Consider the following 22,679-nt stretch of genomic DNA (forward strand, 5'->3'; position numbering starts at 1 on the left):
CGAAACCTCATCTGCACATGCCCTCCAATGTCAGAATACGAAGAAGCCGCAGAGTAAACTCTCAAAACCCCCGCCAAAAAAGCGGGGGTTTTTTAATCTCGTACAGGTCAGAGCTTAATGCGGAACGCTGCAAAGCCATCTGCACCTTCTCCCGCATCTTCGATGACAACGCCTTTAACATCATTCATGTAGTCCCGCGCTTTTGGCCCGGTTTCAAACAATACGGTCGTGTCGGTGAGCGGCGCAAATGACCAGTTGGCATCTGCTTTAGGATCAATTGTACCCTGCTCGACAATATAGCGGACGATGACATCCCGGTTGGTGTCCGGAGCCTCAAAAACAACTGTGTCACCCTTTGCGCCGGGGAAAGAGCCCCCGCCCGATGCTCGGTAGTTATTGGTGGCGATAATGAACTCCATGTCATCCGTGACCGGTGCACCATTAAAGGCAAGGTTCACGATCCGGGCTGCATCTGGATTAAGTTCTTCGCCTTTTGGACCAAAGCGGGACGGCTGTGAAAGGTCGATCTGATAGGTCACACCGTCCATCACATCGAAATTATATGATGGGAATTCCGGGTTCAGCAGGATCGCGTCTTCAGAACCTACCTCAACCTGATTGAACATGCCCGCCGAACGTTCAAGCCAGCCTCGAACCTGCGCCCCGTTTACCCGTACGGCACGAACTGTGTTTGGGTAAAGATAAAGATCGGCCACGTTCTTGATCGCAACGTCACCGACGGGAACATCAGTGTAGTATTCCGGGCCGCCACGGCCGCCAGCCTTGAATGGCGCCGCTGCCGAAAGGATTGGCAGACCCTCGTGCTCGGTGCCTTTCATCATCTCTTCGACATACCATTTCTGCGCGATCGAAACGATCTGCACAGACGGATCATCGGCAACCAATGCGAAATAGCTGTGCAATGGGGCCGAAGTCTTACCCACAGCGCGGCGGACGTAGGCCAGCGTTTCGTCGTGATCTTTCGCCACCGAGTCGAGAACCTTTTGATCATCTCCGACCAGCGCAGTTATTGACCGATCTTCGTTGCGTTTGGAGATCGGCCGTGCCTCGGAAGTGGTGGTGACCACACGCCAGACGTTACCATCTCGTTCCAGCAACAGATCAAGCAGGCCAAGATGCGATCCCCAGAATCCACCCATGACGGCGGGCTTACCCATCAAAGTTCCGGTTTCCACGTCAATACCGGGACGGTCCGCAAATGTTGGAGATGGGAAGACCAAATGGTTGTGCCCGGTGACCAAGGCATCGATACCGTCAACACCGGCAAGAACGACCGAGGCATTCTCCATTCCTTCCGAATGATCGGCCTCACCTATACCTGAATGCGAAAGTGCTATGATCAGATCACAGCCTTGCTCTTTCATCTCGGGTACGTAAGCCTGCGCTGTCTCGACGATATCGCGGGCTTCGACATTGCCTTCAAGGTGTTTACGATCCCAATTCATGACCTGCGGCGGAGTGAAACCGATGACGCCGATCTTGATCGGATGTTTGGAGCCGTCCCCCATTTCAATCTCGCGATCAAGAATGGCATAGGGCTTCACCAGAGTTTCGTCATCGCGCGGGCTGGCCCCTTTTTTCTTGGCAATATTGGCCAGAACCACTGGGAAGTCGGCCCCGGCAAGCGCTTTATCAAGAAACTCCAGACCATAATTGAACTCGTGGTTGCCCAAGGTGGCAGCATCGTAGCCGACCGTGTTGAATGCAGCGATAATCGGGTGGCTGTCACCCGCCTTCATTCCGCGCTCATAGGCGATATAGTCACCCATCGGATTGCCCTGCAGAAAGTCGCCATTGTCAACAAGAAGCGAGTTAGTCGCCTCTGATCGGATGTCGTTGATAATAGATGCCGTGCGTGACAGGCCCACGGTGTCCCGTGGTTTATCTGCGTAGTAATCATAAGGGAAAACATGCACATGGATGTCTGTTGTTTCCATGATCCTTAGATGAGCCTGATTGTTGGCAGCAGACGCAGAGAACGGATGCAGAGTAATCGCAGCTGCACTGGCTGTCGTTGTGGCAAGAAACTTACGGCGAGAGAGCTTACTGCTGGAAAAGGGCATATCACACCTTTCTGGAAATATGTTCGAAACGCTTTGTAGATGGCGATTGTAACAAAGATGAATAAAGATCACCTAAGCCGATCAAGTATCGAACTATGGTTAAGATTGACGATACTGTGCCGACAAACCCTATGAGCGTAAAGCTCATCAAGGTCTCAATTTGGAATTTATTTTGTGACATTAACCAGACCAAAACTGATGAAGCGCAGGCAGGCACATGTCAAATCGACGAACATCCCAGAATTACAAGTGCTTAGCGATCAGCGCATAATCGATTTGACGCGAAACGGGTTCAAGCTTTCGCTGAACTGTTCAATAAACTCCAATGTTATCAAAGATGGCTGTTTCAATATGGGGCGTACTAAAGAAAGTGTATGAGGTAACACCGGTACGAATGGCCTGTAGCACAGTCCAAGATGGGCATATTGAACCGCATCAAGTTCGCTCACTACTGAGACACCCGCACCTCTTAAGGCGAGTTCACAGGCAGCTGTAAATTGCCTGACCTCAATGTGAGAGTTAAGTGAGATATTTGCGCTTTGAAACGCTTTCGAAAGGCGCGCAAAAAAGTCGCTATCACGGCGGGTGTGAATGACTTTCTCGTTCTCAAGCTCTTCGGGTGTAACTTCGGAAAGGCTTTCCAGCTCGTGACCGCTTGGAAATACACAAACCGTGCGTAAGTGCACATCTGTATTTTGCACGGCCGGGTGGCTGATAAAACTGTCGGTGATCCCAAAATCATATTGTTCACCGATCATCCATTCAAGAATGCGCTCGGGCCGATCCGGCTCGATTGTCATGGTGACGCCTGGGCGGTCTTTCAGAAATTCGGCGACAACTTGTGGCAGGTGGCTGGTTGCAAATCCGGGCAGGCAAGCAACGCGAATATGTCCCGCCTTTCGTTGCGTGATATCCTGGCTGACGTCGGTGATCTGCTTCATCAGCTCCAGAACACGCTCTACGCTGGGCTGCAAATACCGAACTTCCTGCGTCGGCACTAACCGCCCCTCGCGGCGATCAAAAAGCTGAAACCCAAGTGACTTCTCCAGATCAGATATTAATCGGCTCACAGCTGGCTGACTGACCCCAAGATCAGTGGCTGCAGAAGTGATCGATCCATTGGTCGTCACTGCCATAAGGGCTTCAAGCTGTCTGATTCTCAGGGTTTGTCGCATGTTTGAACCAGTATTTCCCAGTTTTTCGTTCACGAATATAATGCCGTATTATTTTTTTTATCAATACTAAGGTCTTGAATTATATTTCTGTAACGCTAACGTCGTGAAATCGTCATGTGTGCCGTTTACCCGTAGCGGTCGGTATTCAACGAAGCATCGAACCTGATGCATGGGAGGAATCATGAAAAAGAGATTTTTCGGCGCTCTCGCCGTAGCAACTGCCTTGTCCCCTGTAGCGGCAATGGCTCAAACCGAAGTCCAGTTCTGGCACGCCTTTACCGGCCGTCTTGGTGATCTGGTGAAAGCCCAGGTTGAAGAATTCAACGCGAGCCAGGACGAGTTTGTCGTGGTTGAAAGCCACAAAGGTAATTACTCGGAAACGCTGAATGCAGGTATCGCCGCGTTCCGCGCTGGCGAACAACCCCACATTCTGATGGTATTCGAAGTTGGCACCGCAACAATGATGTCCGCTGAAGGTGCCATCAAACCAGTCTATGAAGTGATGGCCGAAAGTGGCGCGTCATTTGATCCCGACGCGTATATCGGCGCTGTAAAAGGGTATTATACCACTACCGATGGCGACATGTTGTCATTGCCCTTCAACTCTTCCACACCCGTTCTTTGGGTCAATCGCGATGCGATGGAGGCAGCAGGAGTCGATCCTGATACCGATCTTTCCACTTGGGAAAAAGTTGGCGAGGTTCTTGATCAATTAAAGGCAGGCGGTGAAGAATGTCCGCTTGTCACTGCTTGGCAAAGCTGGGTTCACTTGGAAAACATGTCAGCCTATCACGATGTACCATTTGCATCGAAAGATAATGGTTTTGCCGGTCTGGACACCGAATTGATGCTGAATGGTCCGGTGCAAGTGGCCCACCTAAGCGCAATGGGTGATTGGGCCAAGGACGGTAAATTCATCTACACCGGTCGCAGAAACGAAGGTGGAGCCAACTTCCGGGCCGGAGAATGCGCCTTGTTCACAGAAAGCTCGGCGGGCTACGCGGGCATCAGCTCGGAAGCTGAGTTCGATTTTGACGTGCGGCCCCTGCCCTATTGGGAAGGTGTTACAGCCGAACCTCAGAACACCATTATCGGTGGTGCCTCCCTGTGGGTGATGGAAGGGCACGACCCCGAAGCCTACAAAGGAGTTGGAGAGTTCCTGAGCTTCCTGTCATCGTCAGATGTACAGGCCAATTGGCACCAGAATACCGGCTATCTTCCGATTACTGCTGAAGCGGGAGATGCAACCCGCGCGGCAGGATTCTATGAAGACAATCCCGGCACAGATATCGCGGTTATCCAGATGACTGCGAAAGAACCAACCGCAAACTCAAAAGGTTTGCGTTTGGGGTCATTCGACCAGATTCGCGGAATCATTGACGAAGAGCTCGAGGCCATCTGGTCTGGTGACAAGACGGCTCAGGAAGCGATGGACAGCGCCAAGGAACGTGGCGACGCGTTGTTGCGCCGGTTTGAATCAGCCAATCAATAAAAATGATATCATGCGGGCCTTTAACGGCCCGCATTTCTTTTTTGGTGGGACACTAAATTGGAAAAACGCGTCACCTTTCGGGGCTGGTTGCTGCCTCTGCTTCTGATCGCACCTCAGGTGATCGTCTCTGCCATATTTTTCTTCTATCCAGCGGCGCAGGCAATCTGGCAGTCGCTGTTTATTCCTGACCCGTTTGGGCTGTCATCTCAATTCGTCGGGCTCGGTAACTTTGAATTCCTTCTCAGCGACAAATTCTATCGTGCATCCTTCTTAACAACGGCGATCTTTTCGACGCTTGTCACCTTGTGCTCGATGATTCCGGCACTTTTTCTTGCAGTCATTGCCGACAGGTTGATCAAAGGCTCGGGTGTTTACCGTACCTTGTTGATCTGGCCCTACGCAGTCGCACCTGCTGTTGCTGGTGTGCTTTGGCTTTTCATGTTCAACACACGCGTCGGAGTTGTTTCCTGGTATCTTGGCCAACTCGGCTATGATTGGAACCACGTTCTGAATGACGCAGAAGCAATGGGGCTGGTCGTTGTCGCATCCGCGTGGGGGCGCATCAGTTATAACTTTTTGTTTTTCTTTGCGGCGCTGCAATCCGTGCCAAAGTCAGTCATCGAGGCAGCCGCAATCGATGGGGCGCATTTCTGGCGCCGGTTCTTCACAATTGTTTTGCCACTGCTGTCGCCTACGGCCTTCTTTTTGCTGGTGGTCAACGTCGTCTATGCGTTTTTTGAGACATTCGGTGTTATCCACACAATCACCGGAGGTGGTCCGCAACAAGCCACAACGATCCTGGTCTACAAGGTGTTTTCCGATGGGTTCGTCGGGCAAGATCTTGGGTCTTCGTCGGCACAATCCGTCATCCTGTTGATCGTGGTTGGTTTGCTAACGGTGATCCAGTTCAAATACGTCGAAAAAAGAGTGCATTACTGATGGCGGCCCAGCAACACGGAATGGTCGAGAAACGAGGCGCGGGTATCTGGCTAACCCACGCCTTTATGGTCCTGGGCGTCCTGATCATATTCTTTCCGATCTGGCTGGCTTTTGTTGCCTCAACAGTATCCCAGCCTGAAATCGTCTCGCCCCCTATGCCGATCTGGCCGGGTGATCAATTTTGGGAGAACTACCGAGCAGCCCTTTTTGCCGGAGTAAACGTACCTGTCGCTACCATGCTGTTCAACAGTCTGGTGATGGCAATCGGTATTGCCGTTGGCAAGATTGTGATCTCACTTCTGTCGGCCTTTGCAATCGTCTACTTCCGCTTCCCGGGGCGAACGACCTTCTTCTGGCTGATCTTTCTGACACTGATGTTACCTGTCGAAGTGCGGATTGTTCCAACATTCGAAGTTGTGGCCGGTTTTGGCATGCTAAACAGCTATTACGGGCTGATTTTCCCATTGATCGCCTCAGCCACTGCCACTTTCCTGTTCCGGCAGTTCTTTCTGACAATCCCGGATGAACTTGCTGAAGCGGCGCGGGTAGATGGTGCGCGGCCGATGCGATTTTTCGTCGACATTGTAGTGCCGATGAGCAGAACCAACATCGCGGCCTTGTTCGTAATCCTCTTCATCTATGGCTGGAACCAATACTTATGGCCGTTGCTCATCACCACGGATCCCGAGATGAATACCATTGTGATGGGCATCAAACAGATGTTCCCATCCGGCGATGATGTGGCCGAATGGCCCGTCATCATGGCAACTTCGATACTGGCCATGATCCCGCCGGTTATTGTGGTGGTATCGATGCAAAAACTGTTTGTTCGCGGCCTTGTCGATAGCGAGAAGTAAGAAATGGCAACTGTAACCCTAGAAAACGTCAAAAAGAGCTTTGGCCCCACAGACGTCATTCATGGTATCGACATTGATATCGCAGACGGAGAATTCATCGTTATCGTCGGGCCTTCAGGATGCGGCAAATCCACGCTTTTGCGCATGGTGGCAGGTCTTGAAACCGTGACTTCGGGTGAAATCCGCATCGGAGACGAGCGGGCAAATGACAAAGAACCGATGGATCGGGATATCGCGATGGTATTCCAAAACTATGCGCTATACCCGCATATGTCTGTACGCCAGAACATGGGATATGGACTAAAAATTGCCGGGTTACCTAAGGCGGAGATCGATCAAAAGGTGACCGAAGCAGCAAAGCTGTTGCAATTGGAACCCTTGCTAGACCGAAAGCCCAGACAGTTGTCGGGCGGGCAGCGGCAGCGGGTTGCAATGGGACGCGCCATCGTTCGTGAACCAGCAGTGTTTCTTTTTGATGAACCGCTTTCGAACCTTGATGCGAAACTACGCGTTCAAATGCGCCTGGAGATCCGCGAGCTTCAGGAAAAGCTGGGGATTACGTCCCTGTATGTCACACATGATCAGGTCGAAGCCATGACGATGGCAGACAGAATGATCGTAATGAACGGCGGGATCGCCGAGCAAATCGGTACACCTCTGGACGTCTATGAATCCCCAAAAACCCTGTTTGCGGCTCAATTCATCGGCAGTCCCGCGATGAATATCATTGACGCGCGGCGTGTAGGTGGAGTGATCAAAATTGAAGACGTGGAAATTGGTCCATCTCAAGGCCCAGATACCTCGGTAAAACTGGGAATCCGGCCAGAACACCTGTCAATGGATGAAAATGGCCCGCTGGAAGCCGCAATTCAGATGGCTGAACCTTTGGGCGCAAATACGCTGCTACACGGTCGCCTGACAGGCAGCCATAATGTGATCACAGCAAGCCTCCCCGGCGTACACCCAATCGAAGGGCGGCATCCTGCGGTAAGGTTCTCGGTCGCCCCCGAGCAAATGCACCTGTTTGATCCGGATACCGGTAAGCGACTTGAGGATTGATGGCCCTCTGGGCGGTTTTATGGTCGTTGATCACTCAATATGTCGGCGCACAAAGCACCCCTAACCCAGATATCGAAGCGCAAGCTTGCGTGTTGTATCAATGAATCTCTGATTTCGGAGTTCAGAGCCTTCTTCCGACAGTTTGTCGACTACCCAACCCACGTAGGTCGCCGCACGCAGCAATAAAAAGAGATCAAGCGCGCTGTCATCCAGGGGTCGTTCAGACCGGTAACCCTCGAGCAAAGCCTCTTGCAATTCAGGATAGTCTGGCTCCTGCAAATTCTTGAGTAATGTCGTAGCCAGATCAAACAGGCGAAACCCAAAGCCACTGTCGTCAAAATCAATGAGTTGAAGACGATCTCCATCAACCAGAATGTTTTCGCGCACCAAATCCGCATGGATCAGACCGTAGTCCAACGTATCTTCCAGTTGGGTCAATTCGGTCGCCATCTTTCCGCGCAAAGCCTCAAACAATACGCGGTCCTCGGCAGACAAAGTCGGGTTTTCCCAGAATCTGCCCCACAACGGGTTACTCCCCAGCAGACCATTCCGATCCCAGGAACATCTGTCAAAATCGTCAGGCAACACCCACCTGTCCGAAACGTGATGCAACCGTGCCATTTCACGCCCGATGCCTAGGAATAGTGAGGTTCGGTCTTTTGTCTCCAGCGGCTGACCCGTTGCGCCCATTGGCGCACCGTTCAGCCAGGACAAAACGTCAATTTGGACCCCATCAGCGATATGCAGAAAATCTCCTGACGCCGAGGCAATCGGTGCTGGCACATGTAATCCGCCGCGCGATACCGCATCCATCCACTGAAGTTCCGATCGCAATTCCTCATTGGTACGATACCCCGCTCGATGCAATCGCAGCGCATAAGAGGAACCATTGATATCGACGCGGAAGACCTGATTTTCACGGGCCGCGATCAAATGGTAAGATGCACCCTGCATCCCCCACAGCTCCAACGCCTGATTAACCGCCAAATTCATGCGTATAGCGGAGTTTTGGCCAGAACTTCATCCAGCGTATCAAACAAAAGATCTGCGTTCTCGATCGAGAACGGCATCGGTGGACGTATCTTCAGTGTGTTCTTGTGACGCCCCAGCTTTGAGTGAATGACGCCCCGTTCCCGCATGCCATTGATTACTCGATCTGTGAATGCACTGGCGGGTTGCTTCGTTTCCCGATCCAGTACCATCTCGGCGCCGAAAATCAGACCTGAACCGCGTACATCACCAATGAACTCATGCTTTTTCGCTAATCGAGTTATCCTCATACGAGCGTGCGCGCCGACTTTTCTGGCGTTTTCAAGCAGGTGCTTGTCCTCGATTTCTTCCAATACGGCAATGGCTGCAGCGCAAGAGACCGGGTTGCCCCCGAACGTATTGAAATAGCGATAACCTTTTCTGAATGTTCCCAGGATTTCCGAGTTGGTGACAACCCCTCCGATCGGATGGCCATTCCCCATCGGTTTACCCAATGTCATGACATCCGGCACCACGCCCATCTTCTGATGCGCCCACATATGCGTGCCTGTACGACCAAACCCGGATTGAACTTCGTCGCAAATCAGCAGTCCACCCGCCTTACGCACAACCTCGGCAGTAGGCTTCAGCCAACCGTCCGGATTATCCGGGAAACCTTCGTTCAGAAAATACGGGCAGACAACCAATGCGGCAAACCCGATACCTGATTTTTCAAGCTCGGCAATCTGCTCAGCTACAGATTCTGCAAATCTCATCCCCTCGGGATCAGGGTTGCGATAGCTGTCTGGCGCAGCGACAAAACGAAAAAATTGACCAAGGCCAAATCCAACCGTCGGAACGTTTGATTTGCTAAGCTGGCTGACGAGTGAGGTATTGCCATGATAAGTCGCATCCGTTGCGATGATTCCACGCTTGCCGGTCATACTTTCGGCCATTCGCAGGGCAATATCGTTGGCCTCGGAACCAGTGCAGGTCAGAATGGCGGTATCCAGATGGTCATCCACGGTGCTGGTCAGCTTTTCGACATAGTCGAGAATGCCGTCATGAAGATATCGCGTATGAGTGTTCAGCGTGCTGGCCTGACGACAAATCGCATCGACCACGCGCGGGTTGCAATGCCCAACATGTGGCACATTGTTGTAGCAATCCAGATACTTGCGCCCGTCGGCGTCCCACAGCCAAACACCCTCGCCCTTCACGATGTGAACTGGGTTGTCATAAAATGTGGAGACATTCGGACCCAGCAGTCGGGCGCGATCTGCGATCAACTCAGCGTTCGATCTGGTCAATTGTTACCCTCCAGATGAGGTTACACTTTGCGCACAACGCCCTCAGCGACCCATTCGTCAAACTGAGCGAGAACGGCATCCGCAAAGGCCTGATCATTGATGTGCGCGTCAATCTCGGTTGTATTTACGACCGCAGGCATCACATTACGTGCCTCGTCAATCAGGGCGGCAAGACCCTCGGGATCGTACGCCTCCTGACCCTCACGATCCCATTCCTCAACTCCACCAACCGGTAGGAAGAAATGGGTCAGACCAGTGGCTTGTTCTAGACGTTTTGCCATCTCCCGGATTCCGTTGCGACGTTCATCCGCGTTGAACACAGCACTCTTTATCAGGCGGTTATGCTCGTGGAACGGGCGGTCGGAAAACTGCGGGGGGATGTCTTGCCAACCCGCAAAATCCAGCAAGTCCAGCGCGCCTGGAGCAACCATTTGCGGAATTCCGGCCCGGCCCGCATTGGTCAGGCGATCTTCGCCTGATGAGACCAGCGAGCCCGCCAACATATTGGCAAATTCCTGCATGCAGAAATCCATCACGCACGCAAAGGCGCCTTCGCCCGCGAGCTTTTCGAACGCCATACCCCCCATCCCAGTCGAATGGAAAACGGCCACATCAAAACCGCGGGCTTCCAGCTCCGGTTTCAGGATCTTCATGTAGCGCAAACAGCTTGAACCCAGTGACGTCATACCCACCACCGGGCGTTCGGACTTTGGTGGCTCAACAGCACGCGCTGCACCAAGTACAGCCCCCGCAGCCTGCGAAAGAGAGGAACGACAGATCGCGTTCATCCCGTACAGGCCTCCGGCCCACAAGATCATCTGGATGTCTGGTGCTAAGCGATGTGGTGGGATCAATGGGGAAAAGCTGACGGTCGACACAATGTATTTAGGCACTCCCATGGGGATCGCTTGCGCACAATCGAGCGCCAAATCGGTTCCCATTGTGCCACCCGTTGCCAACATGGCATCAAAGCGCCCTTTGGACAGGGCGTCGCGAACGACTTTGGCGGCCCCTTCTGACATAACGCGAAAAGCCTTGTTTTCATCGCCCAACGCGATCACGTCTTCGATGGTCATATCGCATGCTGCAGCAACATCATGTTTGGAAATGTCCGTGGGTTGGGACGGGTCGCCCAATACGGAAACATCCATCGTCAGAACATTTCCCCCCTGCGCTACGATGCATTCCTCTAGATACCGCATCTCTGGATCTTTGGTGTCGTAGGTCCCGATCAACAAAATGGTTTTGTCACCCATGGGGGCTCTCCTTTGAAGTTCCGGGATCAGAGTTGAATCCACGCTGTTTTCAAATCGCTGTATTTCTCCAGCGCATGAAGGGATTTGTCGTGGCCATTACCGGATTGCTTCACCCCACCCAAGGGAACAGTGAGATCCGAACCGCCATATGTGTTGACATGCACCACACCCGAGCGGATGCCTGCCACCATCCGGTGCGCACGGCTGAGGTTAGATGTCCAGACGCCAGCGGACAGTCCATATTCTGTACTGTTGGCCAGTTGAATCGCCTCTTCCTCTGTTTCAAACGGGGTCACGGCCAGAACTGGGCCGAACACCTCGTTTCGAAACAGAGTGTCAGTCGAGCGGACTCCCGTCATAACGGTCGGGGCCATATAGTAACCACCAGTGTCCTTTAGAATTTGGTCACCACCAAGTTCTAGTTCAGCACCTTCCACCTGCGCCTTTTTGACATATTCCAGGTTCGCATCCAATTCGGACAGGGAGTGCACCGCTCCAATGTGGTTGTTCAGGTCTAGAGGATCCCCGACCTGCATCGCTTCGGCGTTCTCGACTAACTCTGCGACAAAATCGTCATGAATATCTGCCTGAACAAGCAAACGTGACGCCGCAACGCAAATCTGACCTGAGTTCCGGAATATCCCCGCGGCCGACACTTTCGCCGCCTGCGCAAGATCAGTTGCATCATTGAATACGATGTTCGGGGATTTTCCACCAAGTTCAAGGTAGCAACGTTTGAGGTTTGAACGCGCCGAATACTCAAGCAGCTTACGCCCCGTTGCGCCCGAACCCGTAAAAACAAGAATGTCCACATCCATCGACAGCGCCAGGGTCTCGCCCACGACCCGACCCGAGCCTGTGACGACATTTAATACGCCCTCTGGAATACCCGCCTCGACCGCCAGTTCAGCCAGTTTCAACAGCGTCAAAGATGAGCTTTCCGCAGGCTTCAGAACTACCGAATTACCCGCCGCCAGGGCCGGGGCCAGCTTCCACGCTCCGATCATCATCGGCATGTTCCAAGGCACAATCGCCCCGACGACACCGACCGGCGCATGGTGGATCAGCCCAAGGACATTTCCGGCAGTGGGTGCGATCTGGCCATAGACCTTGTCTATTGCCTCGGCGTAGTAACGGAAAGTTCCAGCCGCAGACATGGGTTCGGCCTTCATGGCCATCGTTATTTCGGTGCCATTGTCACGCACTCCCAAAACCGCAAGCTCCAGCGCATGTTTCTCGATCAGATCGGCAAGCTTCAGAAGGATTTTCTTACGCTCAGATGGTGCGCGCCGTGCCCAACGACCATCTTCAAAAGCCGCCCGCGCGGAAGCGATGGCCGCATCCATATCAAAAGGTGTACCCTCGGCAATCTGCGTCAGAACCTGACCATCTATCGGCGACAGAACATCGCGTGTTCTGCCTTCATTCGAAGGGACAGAACTCCCATTGATAAAATGGTTTCGGGGCGTCAACACCTTGCCGCGAAGAGCGTCGATTTCTGACTGGATCATTAAAGGATTACCCTTGTTGGTTTGGGTGGTCGGCATCAACAGGCTCAGCCGTAGGCTCGGGCCGCAACTTGTTTCTGAACTCGAAATACAGAGTGCGGAAATGAAGGATCAGGATCAGCAGTATCAAGCCAAACAGGATGGCCGCGATTGGCCGGTCGACAAAGTCGAGTGGGGTTTTCACCCGCGCCATGGCGCTACGAAGTTTCACCTCCATGATACCACCAAGAACCATTCCAAGAATGATTGGCACAATCGGCAAATCCAACCGTTTCAAAATAAGACCAAAGACACCAAAACCCGCCGCAAGCGCACAATCTGTTATCGAGTTCCTCAGCGAATAAACACCAACAAAAGACAACACCAATATCATGATCCCCAGAAAGCGAGTTGGTATCTGGATAATCTTGAGAAGCAGGTTTGTCGAAAACAGCAGGAACACCAGAACGATAACATTCAACAAGATCAGCGCCATATACAGCGCCATCACAAAGTCCATCTGAGATTCAAACAGCTGAGGGCCAGGAATGACGTTGTGGACATAAAACACCGACAGCATCATCGCCGTCAGCGCTTCACCCGGAATACCCAACGCAAGCAGCGGGATCATCGCAGCACCCGGAACTGCGTTATTGGCCGCCTCGGATGCCACCAGTCCCTCGGGTGATCCATCGCCAAACTTATCGGGATCCTTCGAGGTTTTCTGAGCATAGGTGTATGACAAAAACTGCGATGTGAATTCACCGGTGCCAGGCACCATTCCCATGAAGACACCAATGCTTGAAGACACAGTCGCTACGCGCTTGATACCCAAAAGCTCTTTCAGGCCCGCGAAAATGCTGCCGCTGACATGCGCTTTACCGGGTGCATGGTTCTTTTCCAGAAGCAGCAGCAACGCCTGACTGATCGCAAACAAGCCCAAAACCACAACGATCAAGTCAATACCTGAGGCAAGCCAACTTTGGTCAAATGTAAACCGACGCGTGTACTTGACCGGTTCCAAACCCACAGTGTTTAGAAAAATACCGAAGGCGGCCAGCATTCCCGCAGCAAATATTTGTCCGCGGTGGGCAAGCACCACCAAGATAATTCCCAGCAAAGCGGCTAGAAAAATTTCGCGGCTACCGAAATGCGGCGCGATCAAAGCCAGCACCGGCGACAGGATCATCAGACAGATGATCGAGAAGACCCCACCAAAGAACGAGGCCGAGTATGCCAGCGATAGCGCCCGGTGCCCCTGCCCGCGTTTAGTCATTGGGTAACCGTCGTACGTTGTCAGCGCGTTCACGGCCGTACCAGGCGTGTTGATCAAAATCGCCGGGATTGCGCCGCCATACATGGACGACCCGTATATTCCGAGCAGCAATGTCAGACCGACAATCGGCTCAAAAGCAAATGTTGCTGGCAATAGAATTGCGATGGCAACGGGTGCACCAACTCCGGGAAGAGCACCTATTATGACCCCGCCGATTGACCCGATCAGCAGCGCAATAATTACCTGCCATTGCGCAAGGATCGAAAGACCAGAAAATAGTGTTTCCATTTCGAACCTCAGAGATATGTCAGCGCAAAGGCGCGAACGCTGTCGGGCAGATATTCATAAACAGCACCAGCAGGGATTTTGACCTGTAGGAAGGCTCGGAAAACGACAGTAACAAAAACACCGAACAAAGCCGCGATACCGACTGTTCTTGCGCCCCGAAACCCAGTTCGTAACGCCAGAAAAACAGCAAATAAAACGGTCGACAGCAGGTATCCCAAAATGGGAACCAGCATCACGTAAACCAAAAAATATGCGACATATTCAAACGATCGCACCCAGAACCCGACTTCTGTCCAGCGACCAAGAAGACGGGGGGACATGGCTGAGCTCAGCCAGTGAAGGAACCCAAAGATGACCATCGCCCAGAGCGAGATCATGGGCCAGAGGTTGGGCTGGGCAAACCATTTGGTCCGCTTTACGGCTTTGGTCTGCTCACCCAATTGCGTCAGCAGAAAAACCGAAAAACCAAGGAAGAGCACTGCGAATACAACATCACCAGGTCGGCGATACCGTTTGAACATGTCCTGTAAGGTCTTCGCGATCATCTAAACCCCTCCCCTGATTGAAACTGGCCCGGCAGATTTGATGCTGCCGGGCCAGTTTCATGTTATTCGCCCAGAATCTCTTCGATTTTGGCGAACGAGGCTTTGTCTTGTTCGATCTGTGCGTTGGACGCATCTGGATCCTGCCAGTAGATCAGCGCACCCGTTTCCTCGGCAAGCTGCTTGGCCTTATCGGAACTCAGGGCCTTTTGCGCGGCTGCGGTGATCTTTTCACGTGCATCGGCTGGAGTGTCTTTGTGCACGAACAGACCGTTCCAAAGTGCCAAAGGCAGATCAGGGTTAAGTTCAACAATGGTTGGCGTGTCAGGAACCAGCGATATCCGCTCTCCTCCGATGCTGGCCAGGACGTTCACCTGATCCAAGCAGGGAAGTATGAGTTGAAGCGTGGTGTTGATCACATCCACGTCGCCCGAAGCCAATGTGTTGCAGTCCAGTGCGTCGAAAGCGGCTTCGCTCGCGAAATCAAACCCGCTGCTGACAGCGGCTGCAAATGTCACCTGTGTGGGTGGCAATACAGAGCCGAAATGCCCCAAGGCAACGTCGTTTTCCTTACCGTGCTCTACCAGTTCCGCCCAAGTCGAGAAGGGCGCGTCCTTGCTAGATGCGATCACAAATGGGTAGGTCAGAAAAATGCCAATCGGGTCAAACGGATTGGGGTTCAACTCGGGAATACCAATGTCGGGGCCGATCACCGGTACGCCTATAACGAAAGAGCCTACTGTATATCCATCCGCCGGAGCTGTTGCCACTTCAACCGCGCCAGGGAACGGGCCTCCGCCACCACCGGGCTTGTTAACCACTGCTGCGGGAACACCGTACATCGCCTGAAATTCGTCGGCGATGAGGCGGGTAAGCACATCCTCAAGGTCACCCGGTGGCCATGGCACAACAAAAGAAACGGGTTTTTCAGGATATTCAGCCAAAGCAGCGCTGGCACTGAGGGCCATTGCTGCGGCAGTAGCCATGAATTTTTTCATTACGTCCTCCCAAGCGGTTCATATATTGAAACACAGTATCAATTTTTTTATTGCTGTGTTAAGCTTTATTGTTGCTGTGTTAAGCTCTTTCTGTCAAGATAATTGTGAAACAAAGGACTGGATCATGGGGACTGCACTGAAAGTACTGAAACTTTTGGATAGCTTTTCTCTGCAACAACCTGAGCTTGGGTTGTCGCAGATTGCTCGGATGAATCAGATCAACAAGGCGACTGCACTGCGGTATCTGACGAATCTAGCGGACTACGGCATGGTCGAACAGGATCCACAATCCAAACTGTATTCGATCGGAACCGCCCCCCTTCGTTTGGCCAATCTACGAGAGGCCGCCAAACCACGGCTGACGGCAGCCCGAAAAATTATGAAGGCGCAGGTGCTGAAAGTGCATGAAACGATGCACATGTCACTTTTGAAATCCGATCTACTGCAAACCACTTTGGTTGAAGAAACACAGGCTCATTCCGTTCGCATAAGTATCGGCGCCTCTGAAATTTTGCCTTTGCATGCGACCGCCTCGGGCATCGTTTCACTGGCGTTTGGCCCCAGAAATCTATTGCAACACGTACTGGATGGGTCGCTACCAATCTATTCCGAACACACCCTGACAAACCCCGATCGCCTGATGGATCTGGTCAATGAAACACGGCAGAAAGGGTGGTGCGAAAGTGTGAGCGGCTATGAAACAGGCGTACACGGGTTCGCCGCACCGATCTTCGGCGAGGAACAAACCGCGATTGGAGCCATCGCCTGCGTCATTCCGCAGCCTCGGGTCACATCGGACCTGCGGAGTGCCGTGCTCGACGCACTGAGCATTGCCTCAAAGGAGATCACATCAGTCTATGGCGGACAGTTTCCTGCCACCTACCGCCTGAATCAGTTGCAGACCAGTTGATACCGACACGACGACAGAGAGAGCCATGAAAGACTCAAACTTCCTGAAAGAAAACAACGCGCGATATTTCTGGCATCCGATGGCCCATCCGGCGGACAGTCAAAAAAACCCTCCCACTATTCTAAGTGGCGGTGAAGGGGTCAGCATCGTGGATGTTGATGGCCACCGGGCACTGGATGCAGTCGGTGGTCTGTGGAACGTGAATCTGGGCTATTCCTGCGAACCAGTAAAGCAGGCGATTGCGGACCAGTTGAACGCCCTACCCTACTATTCCACGTTTCGTGGGACCAGCAACGACAAGGCAATCGAACTATCCTATGAGCTTGCGCAGTTCTTTGAACCTGATGGCCTGACACGCGCGTTTTTCACGTCGGGCGGTTCGGACTCGGTCGAGATCGCCCTGAAAATGGCCCGCCAATACCACAAAATTCGCGGTGAGGCCGGCCGCACCAAGTTCATCAGTCTGAAGCAGGGTTATCACGGCACGCACTTTGCAGCTGCGTCGGTCAATGGTAATCAAAAGTTTCGCGCAGCCTACGAGCCCATGTTGCCGGGATGTTTTCACGTCCCCGCGCCTTGGACCTATCGCAACCCGTTTGATGAGACCGATCCAGAACGGCTAGCGCAGCTTTGCGTAAAAGCGTTAGAAGCCGAAATCGCATTTCAGGGTGCGAATACCGTTGCGGCGTTCATTATGGAACCCGTTCTCGGCGCAGGGGGAGTGATCCCACCACATCACAGCTTCATGCCCATGGTGCGCGAGGTTTGCTCGAAACACGGGATTTTGTTGATTTCGGACGAGATCATCACCGCCTTTGGTCGAACAGGCAGCGAAAGCGGTGCGCGGCATTGGGGCGTGAAACCAGACATCATGACCACGGCTAAGGCGATTACCAATGGCTATTTTCCCTTCGGTGCAGCGTTGATTTCTGGCGAAGTGGCCGAGGTGTTTGAAACCGACACCACTGGTCTGGCATCGGTTGATCAGGGGTATACATATTCGGGCCATCCAGTCGGCGCAGCGGCAGCACTTGCCGCACTGTCCGAAATTAACCGCCTTCGGGTCTGGGAAAACGCCGCCGCCCGCGGAGACGAACTCTTTTCCGGATTGCAAAAGCTGACTGAAAAATATGACGTCATCGGTGACGTGCGTGGGGGTGAGGGCCTCATGTGTGCGCTGGAATTGGTCTCAGACCGCGAAACAAAGGCACCGATCGCGAAACACTTGCCTCTGCAGGTACAAAAAACAGCCTATGAAGACGGTGTAATGGTTCGTGTGTCCGGCAATAACATCATCCTGTCACCACCTCTGGTGATCACTTCGGAAGATGTGGCCAAAATCCTCTCGGCGCTTGATACCGGACTGGCCAGTCTCTGACTTGTCTACTGACCTCGTTTTTTCCCAGGACGGGGTCAGACTTTAACCTCTTGCAGCTCCTCGAGAAGATCCAGAAGTTGATCTAGCTTTTCACGCCCCAGCTGCGCTTCGATATTGTTCGATATTGCAAGCGATGTGGCGAGATTGTTCTCTAATATCATTCGACCCGCGTCGGTGATCTGCACCATAGTCCGGCGCTTGTCCTCGTTGTCTTGACGGCGCGTAATCTGCCCGTCTGTCTCCATCGTCCGTAGAATTCGGGTCACACTGGGTAATAGCAGGCAAGCCTCATGTGCAATAGTGCTTTGCTCCACCTCTCCCAACTCATCCAGTACGCGCAGAATTCGCCATTTCTGTTCAGTCAGGCGAATACCCTGCAGCATATCCCGGATGGGTGCCATAACAGTTTCACGCGCGCGCAAAAGCGCAATTGGAAGAGATCGGGCGGTACTTTTGGTATGAGACTGAGTATTCATATGACCTTCTTAATCGTCAATTCTTGGTTTGCAAAGTTTAACAAGGCAAGTTCCTGCGACCGTGCCTGTTATTGTAGATTTATCTGTAACTAGCGCCCGCCGCTTCGGAGAATTTCCAGCAAGCCCTTTCAAGCGAAATGTTCCAACTGCGGCCAGTTAAGGCCACGATTTGGACACTATTATGGCTATTATCTTTTATTGTTGATGTTACGATCCGCTATTGGGAGCTATCTGAACTATGGTGCCAGCCGAAAACTCGGTCGCTATCGTTATGCCTTGCCTGAACGAGGCGGCAACGATTTCTTCCTGTGTAGTCAGAGCGCAACAAGCCTTGCAGATACTCGCTGAGCGATACCAGATATCAGGCGAAGTAATCGTTGCAGACAATGGCAGCACGGACGGCAGTCAAGCCCTAGCTGAAAAGGCCGGTGCCCGGGTCGTAAACATTCAAGAACGCGGTTATGGCGCTGCCCTTATTGGTGGTTTTGCCGCAAGCGACGCCACTTATCTGGTGATGGGCGACAGCGATTGTTCCTATGATTTCGTCGAAGCGGTTCCGATGATCGAAAAGTTGATGAATGGTGCCGAATTATGCATGGGCAACCGGTTTCGTGGCGAAATCAAGCCCGGCGCAATGCCCTGGAAGAACCGTTATATCGGCAACCCCGCCTTGTCGGGCATTCTTAGAATTTTGTTTCGCACTGGTATCGGTGACGCCCATTGTGGCATCCGCGCCATCCGGCGAGAGGCATTGGAGCGGCTCAACCTATCTTCAACCGGGATGGAATTTGCTTCCGAGATGCTGCTGAAATCTGTGCTGCGGAAGCTGAATATAGCCGAGGTTCCTGTAACCTTGTCCCCTGACGGACGCGGTAGGGCACCACATTTGAATCCGTGGAGAGATGGGCTTCGGCACCTGATATACATGTTTTTGCTCAGCCCAACCTGGCTGTTTCTGGTGCCTGCACTGGTCCTGTTCCTCGCAGGATTTGCAATCACCGTTCTATTGCAACTTAGCGGAGATCAGGAAATGGCGCTGATCGGTGGCTTCAGGATCGGCGATCACTGGGCCGTCGCGGCGAGTGCGGCCATGGTCCTGGCCTTTCAGACGGTGGTGCTGTGGATGGCGGCACTGATGTGCAGCTATAGAGATGGACTGCGACTGCCAACAGAACGCGCTCGGGTCTTGTTGGGATATTCGCGCTTGCAATATTGGATTCTGGCCGGGCTTGTCCTGACATTTGGCGGCTTGATCTGGGCAGCCACTATCACCTCTGGCTGGATTGCCTCGGACTTTGCGGCATTGAACGAGATGCGCACTTTGATCGCTGCGTTCACGATGATTGTTATTGGGGTGCAAACGTTTTTTTCCGGGTTCTTGCTGTCTATGATTGCGGGCAATCGCTCGCGTCATTCAGCGGTTCTACCCGAACGAGGGAATGTCTCTGCCAATCCCGATCTAATGGCGTTGAACCAACCAACATGATTTTCGGTTGATCTGCCTATTCCATTGGATCTGATGGTTACTGCCAACGCGCGGCATCCGATCGCAGCGTATCAGCCTCACACCGTTACAAGCTGCCCACGTCGGAGTTCGAGGGTCTCGGGCGCCAACGAGAGGCGGAACGCAGGGGCATGACTAACCAATAGAATTGCCTGAGGTAATCCCTGCAAAATTTCCAGAAGCTGTGCTTCATTCTTGGCATCAAGCGCGTTGGTCGGCTCGTCCAATAGTAACGCCTCAGGCTCCATCGCGAGTACGGTGGCAAGGGTCACCAACCGTTTTTCACCACCTGAAAGTTTATGCGTGATACGGTCTCGCAGATGCATCAAATCCAGATCGCTCAGCACTTTGTCAACGATGGCAAGCGCTTCGGTCGTGCTGCGCCCAAGATTGAGCGGGCCAAAAGCGATATCTTCCGCCACGGTCGGGCAAAACAACTGGTCGTCAGGGTCTTGGAACACCAATCCTATACGGCGGCGAACCTCGTGAAAGTCAGCCTCGACACACCTATCCTTACCAAAGATGTTCACGCGCCCAGAAGAGGGCGCTTGAAGGCCAAGGACAATGCGAAATAGTGTGGATTTTCCTGAACCATTGGGACCTGCAATCGACAATCGCTGGCCAGGTTCAAGCTGCAGTGAAGCCCCGTCCAGTACCGGGGCCTGACCCGGGTACGAAAAGCAAATGTCTTCGAGCTCAAGGATCGTCATTGAAAATCCAGAATGAGAAGGCTGACACAAATCGCACACATCATCGTGGCAAACCAATAATCCCGTCGGGTCAGGTTAAATTCTTGCAACAACAGAAGCCGGCCCGAAAACCCTCGGCACTTCATCGCGTCCAGAATGCGCTCGGAACGTTCAATGGCGCGGATCAGCATCATACCGACCAGATAACCAAAGCTGCGATAGGTGTGCCAGTTGGTGCCCGGACGGAAACCTCTGACCTTCATCGCGCCGCACAGACGCAGGTACTCTTCGCGCAGCACCTCGATATAGCGGATCGTGAACATCAACAGATGCACAAGCACCTCCGGGCAGCGAAGTTTGTGCAATGCATGACCTAATGTGACAGGCTCCATCGACCCGACCAGGACCATCAGCGCCAGTATCACGGCGTTTGCCGTCAGCGCGATCTCAATGGCTTTCCAGAACCCCTGCCAGCTTGCCGCAAATCCAAAGAGGGTGAACATGGTGTCTCCGTGCATGGAGAATGGCAAAAGCACCAACATGAAGATGATAAAGCTGTCCATCATCGCCATACGTTTGAGAGTTCTGCGAATGGGCAAACGCGACATCAGCAACAGCCCGATCGAAACTGAAAGCGCGGTCAATAATGACGGGATTGAACTTAGTGCAACGGTGACGACGGCAAAGAGACATGTTATCGCGATGCGCATCCGCGGATCCAAATCCGCGATCACCCCGTAGGGCTCACTCCCACCTGCCTCGGCCAGAGTTTTGGCCTGGGGTTCCAGTGCATGTGCCATCAGGCGGCCATCTTCCGGCGCGCGGCGAAATAGAACCCGATGCCAAAGAGACCAACGATATACCCGATGCCCCCCAAAATACTTTGCATATCGTTATGTTCGCGATAGGCGGCAATTTCTCGGCGCAGGGGGCGGGTTTCGTCACGCACCACTTTAGCGATCGCGGCGCGTTCTTGGTCGGACAGAGACGCAACCATCACGGTTCCAACGCTTGCAAAAGTCGCAGGCTGAGCGCCGATCTCCGCAACCTCAGCGGCAACTCCCATGATCTCGGCCACCTCGTTTGCGGACATGGTCACTTCAGCCACATGGCCCGCGCCAAGATCGGCCTTGAAGGTATGCGCAACAGGTTTTGTGGGGATATACAAAAAGAACCCGTCCCCATCGGTAACGGTGCTACCTAGTTCAGCACCATCGGGGCCGTAGACGAAAACTTCCTGGTCGCTTGCCATATCGCCATTGGAGAGCCCCAGCTCACCCTCGATCGCTTCGCCAGCGGGGAAAACCCCCGCGATGACCTTGTGTGCGAGGGCCGAAATCGGTGTGAGCATCAGCGTGGCAATAACAACCAGTTGTTTCATGTTAAAACCGCCTTTTTGAACAGTTCCGGTTTCACCTTGCGCGCCAACATCACGGCAAACCCCGTAAGCATGGCTTCAATGCCCATAACCGGTATATGGGCGAAAAACACCAGCTTGGCCGCAGGCAGGAACGCGTCACCGGACATCGCCAGCGAAATGGCAACAAACGCGGTTGTGGCTGCGATTGAGAACGCCCCCCCGATACCGCCCCAAATCGCCCCCTGAATGGCCGAGCCTCGGGCGATGAGGCGGCCAAAGATCATCCAGGTCAGTACCGCCGGAAGGGCAATATTCAGCGTATTTATCCCAAGCACAGTCAATCCGCCAAATCCAAAGAATACAGCCTGTAACAGCAGCCCTACAAACAAAGCCGGAAAGGCGGCCCAACCGAGCAAAAGCCCGGCCAGGCCATTCAGGATCAGATGCACAGAAGATGGGCCAATCGGCACATGAATCAGCGAAGCAACGAAGAAACTGGCTGACAGAACACCCGCTGTGGGAATGCGATCCAGATCCAGCGACCTCAGCCCCATTGCAATCCCGCCTGCAGCAGCGATCGCACCGCCGATTACGACAGGGTTCGAAAGAGCACCATCTACAATGTGCATA

General features: G+C 53.1%; 21 protein-coding genes and 1 pseudogene. 7 read left to right on the forward strand and 15 right to left on the reverse strand.

The window, feature by feature from the left end; all coding sequences use genetic code 11:
• Positions 1-107 precede the first annotated feature (107 nt).
• The 3 genes and pseudogenes from ACR0DU_RS17925 to ACR0DU_RS17935 form a co-directional block, all read right to left on the reverse strand.
• Positions 108-2,084 (reverse strand): bifunctional 2',3'-cyclic-nucleotide 2'-phosphodiesterase/3'-nucleotidase, encoded by a 1,977-nt coding sequence (locus tag ACR0DU_RS17925; protein ID WP_480876334.1) that lies wholly within the window; start codon positions 2,082-2,084, stop codon positions 108-110.
• Positions 2,085-2,344: 260 nt separating this feature from the next.
• A complete protein-coding gene (locus ACR0DU_RS17930) occupies positions 2,345-3,025 on the reverse strand; it encodes a LysR substrate-binding domain-containing protein (RefSeq protein WP_480876468.1) in 681 nt (226 codons plus the stop codon).
• 54 nt (positions 3,026-3,079) lie between these two features.
• A pseudogene (locus ACR0DU_RS17935) lies at positions 3,080-3,259 on the reverse strand (helix-turn-helix domain-containing protein); the annotation flags it as partial.
• A 181-nt stretch (positions 3,260-3,440) separates the two neighbouring features.
• Here ACR0DU_RS17935 and ugpB point away from each other — a divergent pair.
• From ugpB to ACR0DU_RS17955, 4 genes are read left to right on the forward strand one after another with little or no spacing between them, the layout of a single operon-like run.
• Positions 3,441-4,751, forward strand: coding sequence for a sn-glycerol-3-phosphate ABC transporter substrate-binding protein UgpB (ugpB, locus tag ACR0DU_RS17940; protein ID WP_010443485.1), 1,311 nt, complete (start codon positions 3,441-3,443; stop codon positions 4,749-4,751).
• 57 nt (positions 4,752-4,808) lie between these two features.
• Positions 4,809-5,690 carry a sn-glycerol-3-phosphate ABC transporter permease UgpA gene (gene ugpA / locus ACR0DU_RS17945; RefSeq protein WP_010443484.1) on the forward strand — a complete coding sequence of 294 codons (882 nt, stop codon included), beginning with the start codon at positions 4,809-4,811 and terminating at the stop codon, positions 5,688-5,690.
• 20 nt (positions 5,691-5,710) lie between these two features.
• Positions 5,711-6,547, forward strand: a complete 837-nt coding sequence (gene ugpE / locus ACR0DU_RS17950) for a sn-glycerol-3-phosphate ABC transporter permease UgpE (RefSeq protein WP_010443483.1) — start codon at positions 5,711-5,713, stop codon at positions 6,545-6,547.
• A 3-nt stretch (positions 6,548-6,550) separates the two neighbouring features.
• Positions 6,551-7,606: a sn-glycerol-3-phosphate import ATP-binding protein UgpC gene (locus tag ACR0DU_RS17955; RefSeq protein ID WP_480876337.1), complete on the forward strand. Its 1,056-nt coding sequence runs from the start codon at positions 6,551-6,553 to the stop codon at positions 7,604-7,606.
• A 60-nt stretch (positions 7,607-7,666) separates the two neighbouring features.
• On the opposite strand, the gene ACR0DU_RS17960 is transcribed toward ACR0DU_RS17955, so the two are convergent.
• The 7 genes from ACR0DU_RS17960 to ACR0DU_RS17990 form a co-directional block, all read right to left on the reverse strand.
• Positions 7,667-8,599: a phosphotransferase enzyme family protein gene (locus ACR0DU_RS17960; RefSeq protein WP_480876339.1), complete on the reverse strand. Its 933-nt coding sequence runs from the start codon at positions 8,597-8,599 to the stop codon at positions 7,667-7,669.
• On the reverse strand, positions 8,596-9,885 hold the full coding sequence (locus ACR0DU_RS17965; protein WP_170782006.1) for an aminotransferase class III-fold pyridoxal phosphate-dependent enzyme: 1,290 nt from the start codon (positions 9,883-9,885) through the stop codon (positions 8,596-8,598). Before ACR0DU_RS17965 ends, ACR0DU_RS17960 begins: the two co-directional genes overlap by 4 nt.
• 20 nt (positions 9,886-9,905) lie before the next feature.
• Positions 9,906-11,141 (reverse strand): Tm-1-like ATP-binding domain-containing protein, encoded by a 1,236-nt coding sequence (locus tag ACR0DU_RS17970; RefSeq protein ID WP_480876340.1) that lies wholly within the window; start codon positions 11,139-11,141, stop codon positions 9,906-9,908.
• A gap of 26 nt (positions 11,142-11,167) precedes the next feature.
• Complete coding sequence (locus ACR0DU_RS17975) at positions 11,168-12,652, reverse strand: aldehyde dehydrogenase (protein ID WP_480876342.1); 1,485 nt, start codon at positions 12,650-12,652, stop codon at positions 11,168-11,170.
• A gap of 7 nt (positions 12,653-12,659) precedes the next feature.
• Complete coding sequence (locus ACR0DU_RS17980) at positions 12,660-14,192, reverse strand: tripartite tricarboxylate transporter permease (protein ID WP_319544465.1); 1,533 nt, start codon at positions 14,190-14,192, stop codon at positions 12,660-12,662.
• An 8-nt stretch (positions 14,193-14,200) separates the two neighbouring features.
• Positions 14,201-14,737, reverse strand: coding sequence for a tripartite tricarboxylate transporter TctB family protein (locus tag ACR0DU_RS17985; RefSeq protein WP_170782002.1), 537 nt, complete (start codon positions 14,735-14,737; stop codon positions 14,201-14,203).
• 62 nt (positions 14,738-14,799) lie between these two features.
• Complete coding sequence (locus tag ACR0DU_RS17990) at positions 14,800-15,732, reverse strand: tripartite tricarboxylate transporter substrate binding protein (RefSeq protein ID WP_319544464.1); 933 nt, start codon at positions 15,730-15,732, stop codon at positions 14,800-14,802.
• Positions 15,733-15,856: 124 nt separating this feature from the next.
• Here ACR0DU_RS17990 and ACR0DU_RS17995 point away from each other — a divergent pair, with 124 nt between their 5' ends.
• Together ACR0DU_RS17995 and ACR0DU_RS18000 are read left to right on the forward strand one after the other, a co-directional pair.
• Positions 15,857-16,642, forward strand: coding sequence for an IclR family transcriptional regulator (locus ACR0DU_RS17995; protein WP_170543858.1), 786 nt, complete (start codon positions 15,857-15,859; stop codon positions 16,640-16,642).
• Between the two features lie 25 nt (positions 16,643-16,667).
• A complete protein-coding gene (locus ACR0DU_RS18000; RefSeq protein ID WP_480876345.1) occupies positions 16,668-18,020 on the forward strand; it encodes an aminotransferase class III-fold pyridoxal phosphate-dependent enzyme in 1,353 nt (450 codons plus the stop codon).
• Between the two features lie 35 nt (positions 18,021-18,055).
• Here the strand turns inward: ACR0DU_RS18000 and hpaR are convergent, their stop codons facing one another.
• The gene (gene hpaR, locus ACR0DU_RS18005) at positions 18,056-18,496 is read right to left on the reverse strand and encodes a homoprotocatechuate degradation operon regulator HpaR (protein WP_170543853.1); all 441 of its coding nucleotides are present in this window, start codon (positions 18,494-18,496) and stop codon (positions 18,056-18,058) included.
• Positions 18,497-18,734: 238 nt separating this feature from the next.
• On the opposite strand from hpaR, the gene ACR0DU_RS18010 reads away from it, so the two are divergent.
• Positions 18,735-19,982, forward strand: a complete 1,248-nt coding sequence (locus tag ACR0DU_RS18010) for a glycosyltransferase family 2 protein (RefSeq protein ID WP_480876347.1) — start codon at positions 18,735-18,737, stop codon at positions 19,980-19,982.
• A 77-nt stretch (positions 19,983-20,059) separates the two neighbouring features.
• Here ACR0DU_RS18010 and ACR0DU_RS18015 read toward each other — a convergent pair whose 3' ends face one another.
• The 4 genes from ACR0DU_RS18015 to cbiM are packed head-to-tail and all read right to left on the reverse strand — an operon-like array spanning position 20,060 to position 22,678.
• On the reverse strand, positions 20,060-20,710 hold the full coding sequence (locus ACR0DU_RS18015) for an energy-coupling factor ABC transporter ATP-binding protein (protein ID WP_480876349.1): 651 nt from the start codon (positions 20,708-20,710) through the stop codon (positions 20,060-20,062).
• Positions 20,707-21,489, reverse strand: coding sequence for a cobalt ECF transporter T component CbiQ (gene cbiQ, locus ACR0DU_RS18020; RefSeq protein ID WP_010443469.1), 783 nt, complete (start codon positions 21,487-21,489; stop codon positions 20,707-20,709). Before cbiQ ends, ACR0DU_RS18015 begins: the two co-directional genes overlap by 4 nt.
• Positions 21,489-22,070, reverse strand: a complete 582-nt coding sequence (locus ACR0DU_RS18025) for a cobalt ABC transporter permease (protein WP_480876351.1) — start codon at positions 22,068-22,070, stop codon at positions 21,489-21,491. Before ACR0DU_RS18025 ends, cbiQ begins: the two co-directional genes overlap by 1 nt.
• Positions 22,067-22,678 carry a cobalt transporter CbiM gene (cbiM, locus tag ACR0DU_RS18030; RefSeq protein ID WP_010443467.1) on the reverse strand — a complete coding sequence of 204 codons (612 nt, stop codon included), beginning with the start codon at positions 22,676-22,678 and terminating at the stop codon, positions 22,067-22,069. Before cbiM ends, ACR0DU_RS18025 begins: the two co-directional genes overlap by 4 nt.
• Position 22,679 lies beyond the last annotated feature (1 nt).

The organism is Ruegeria sp. G2 (assembly GCF_056533505.1).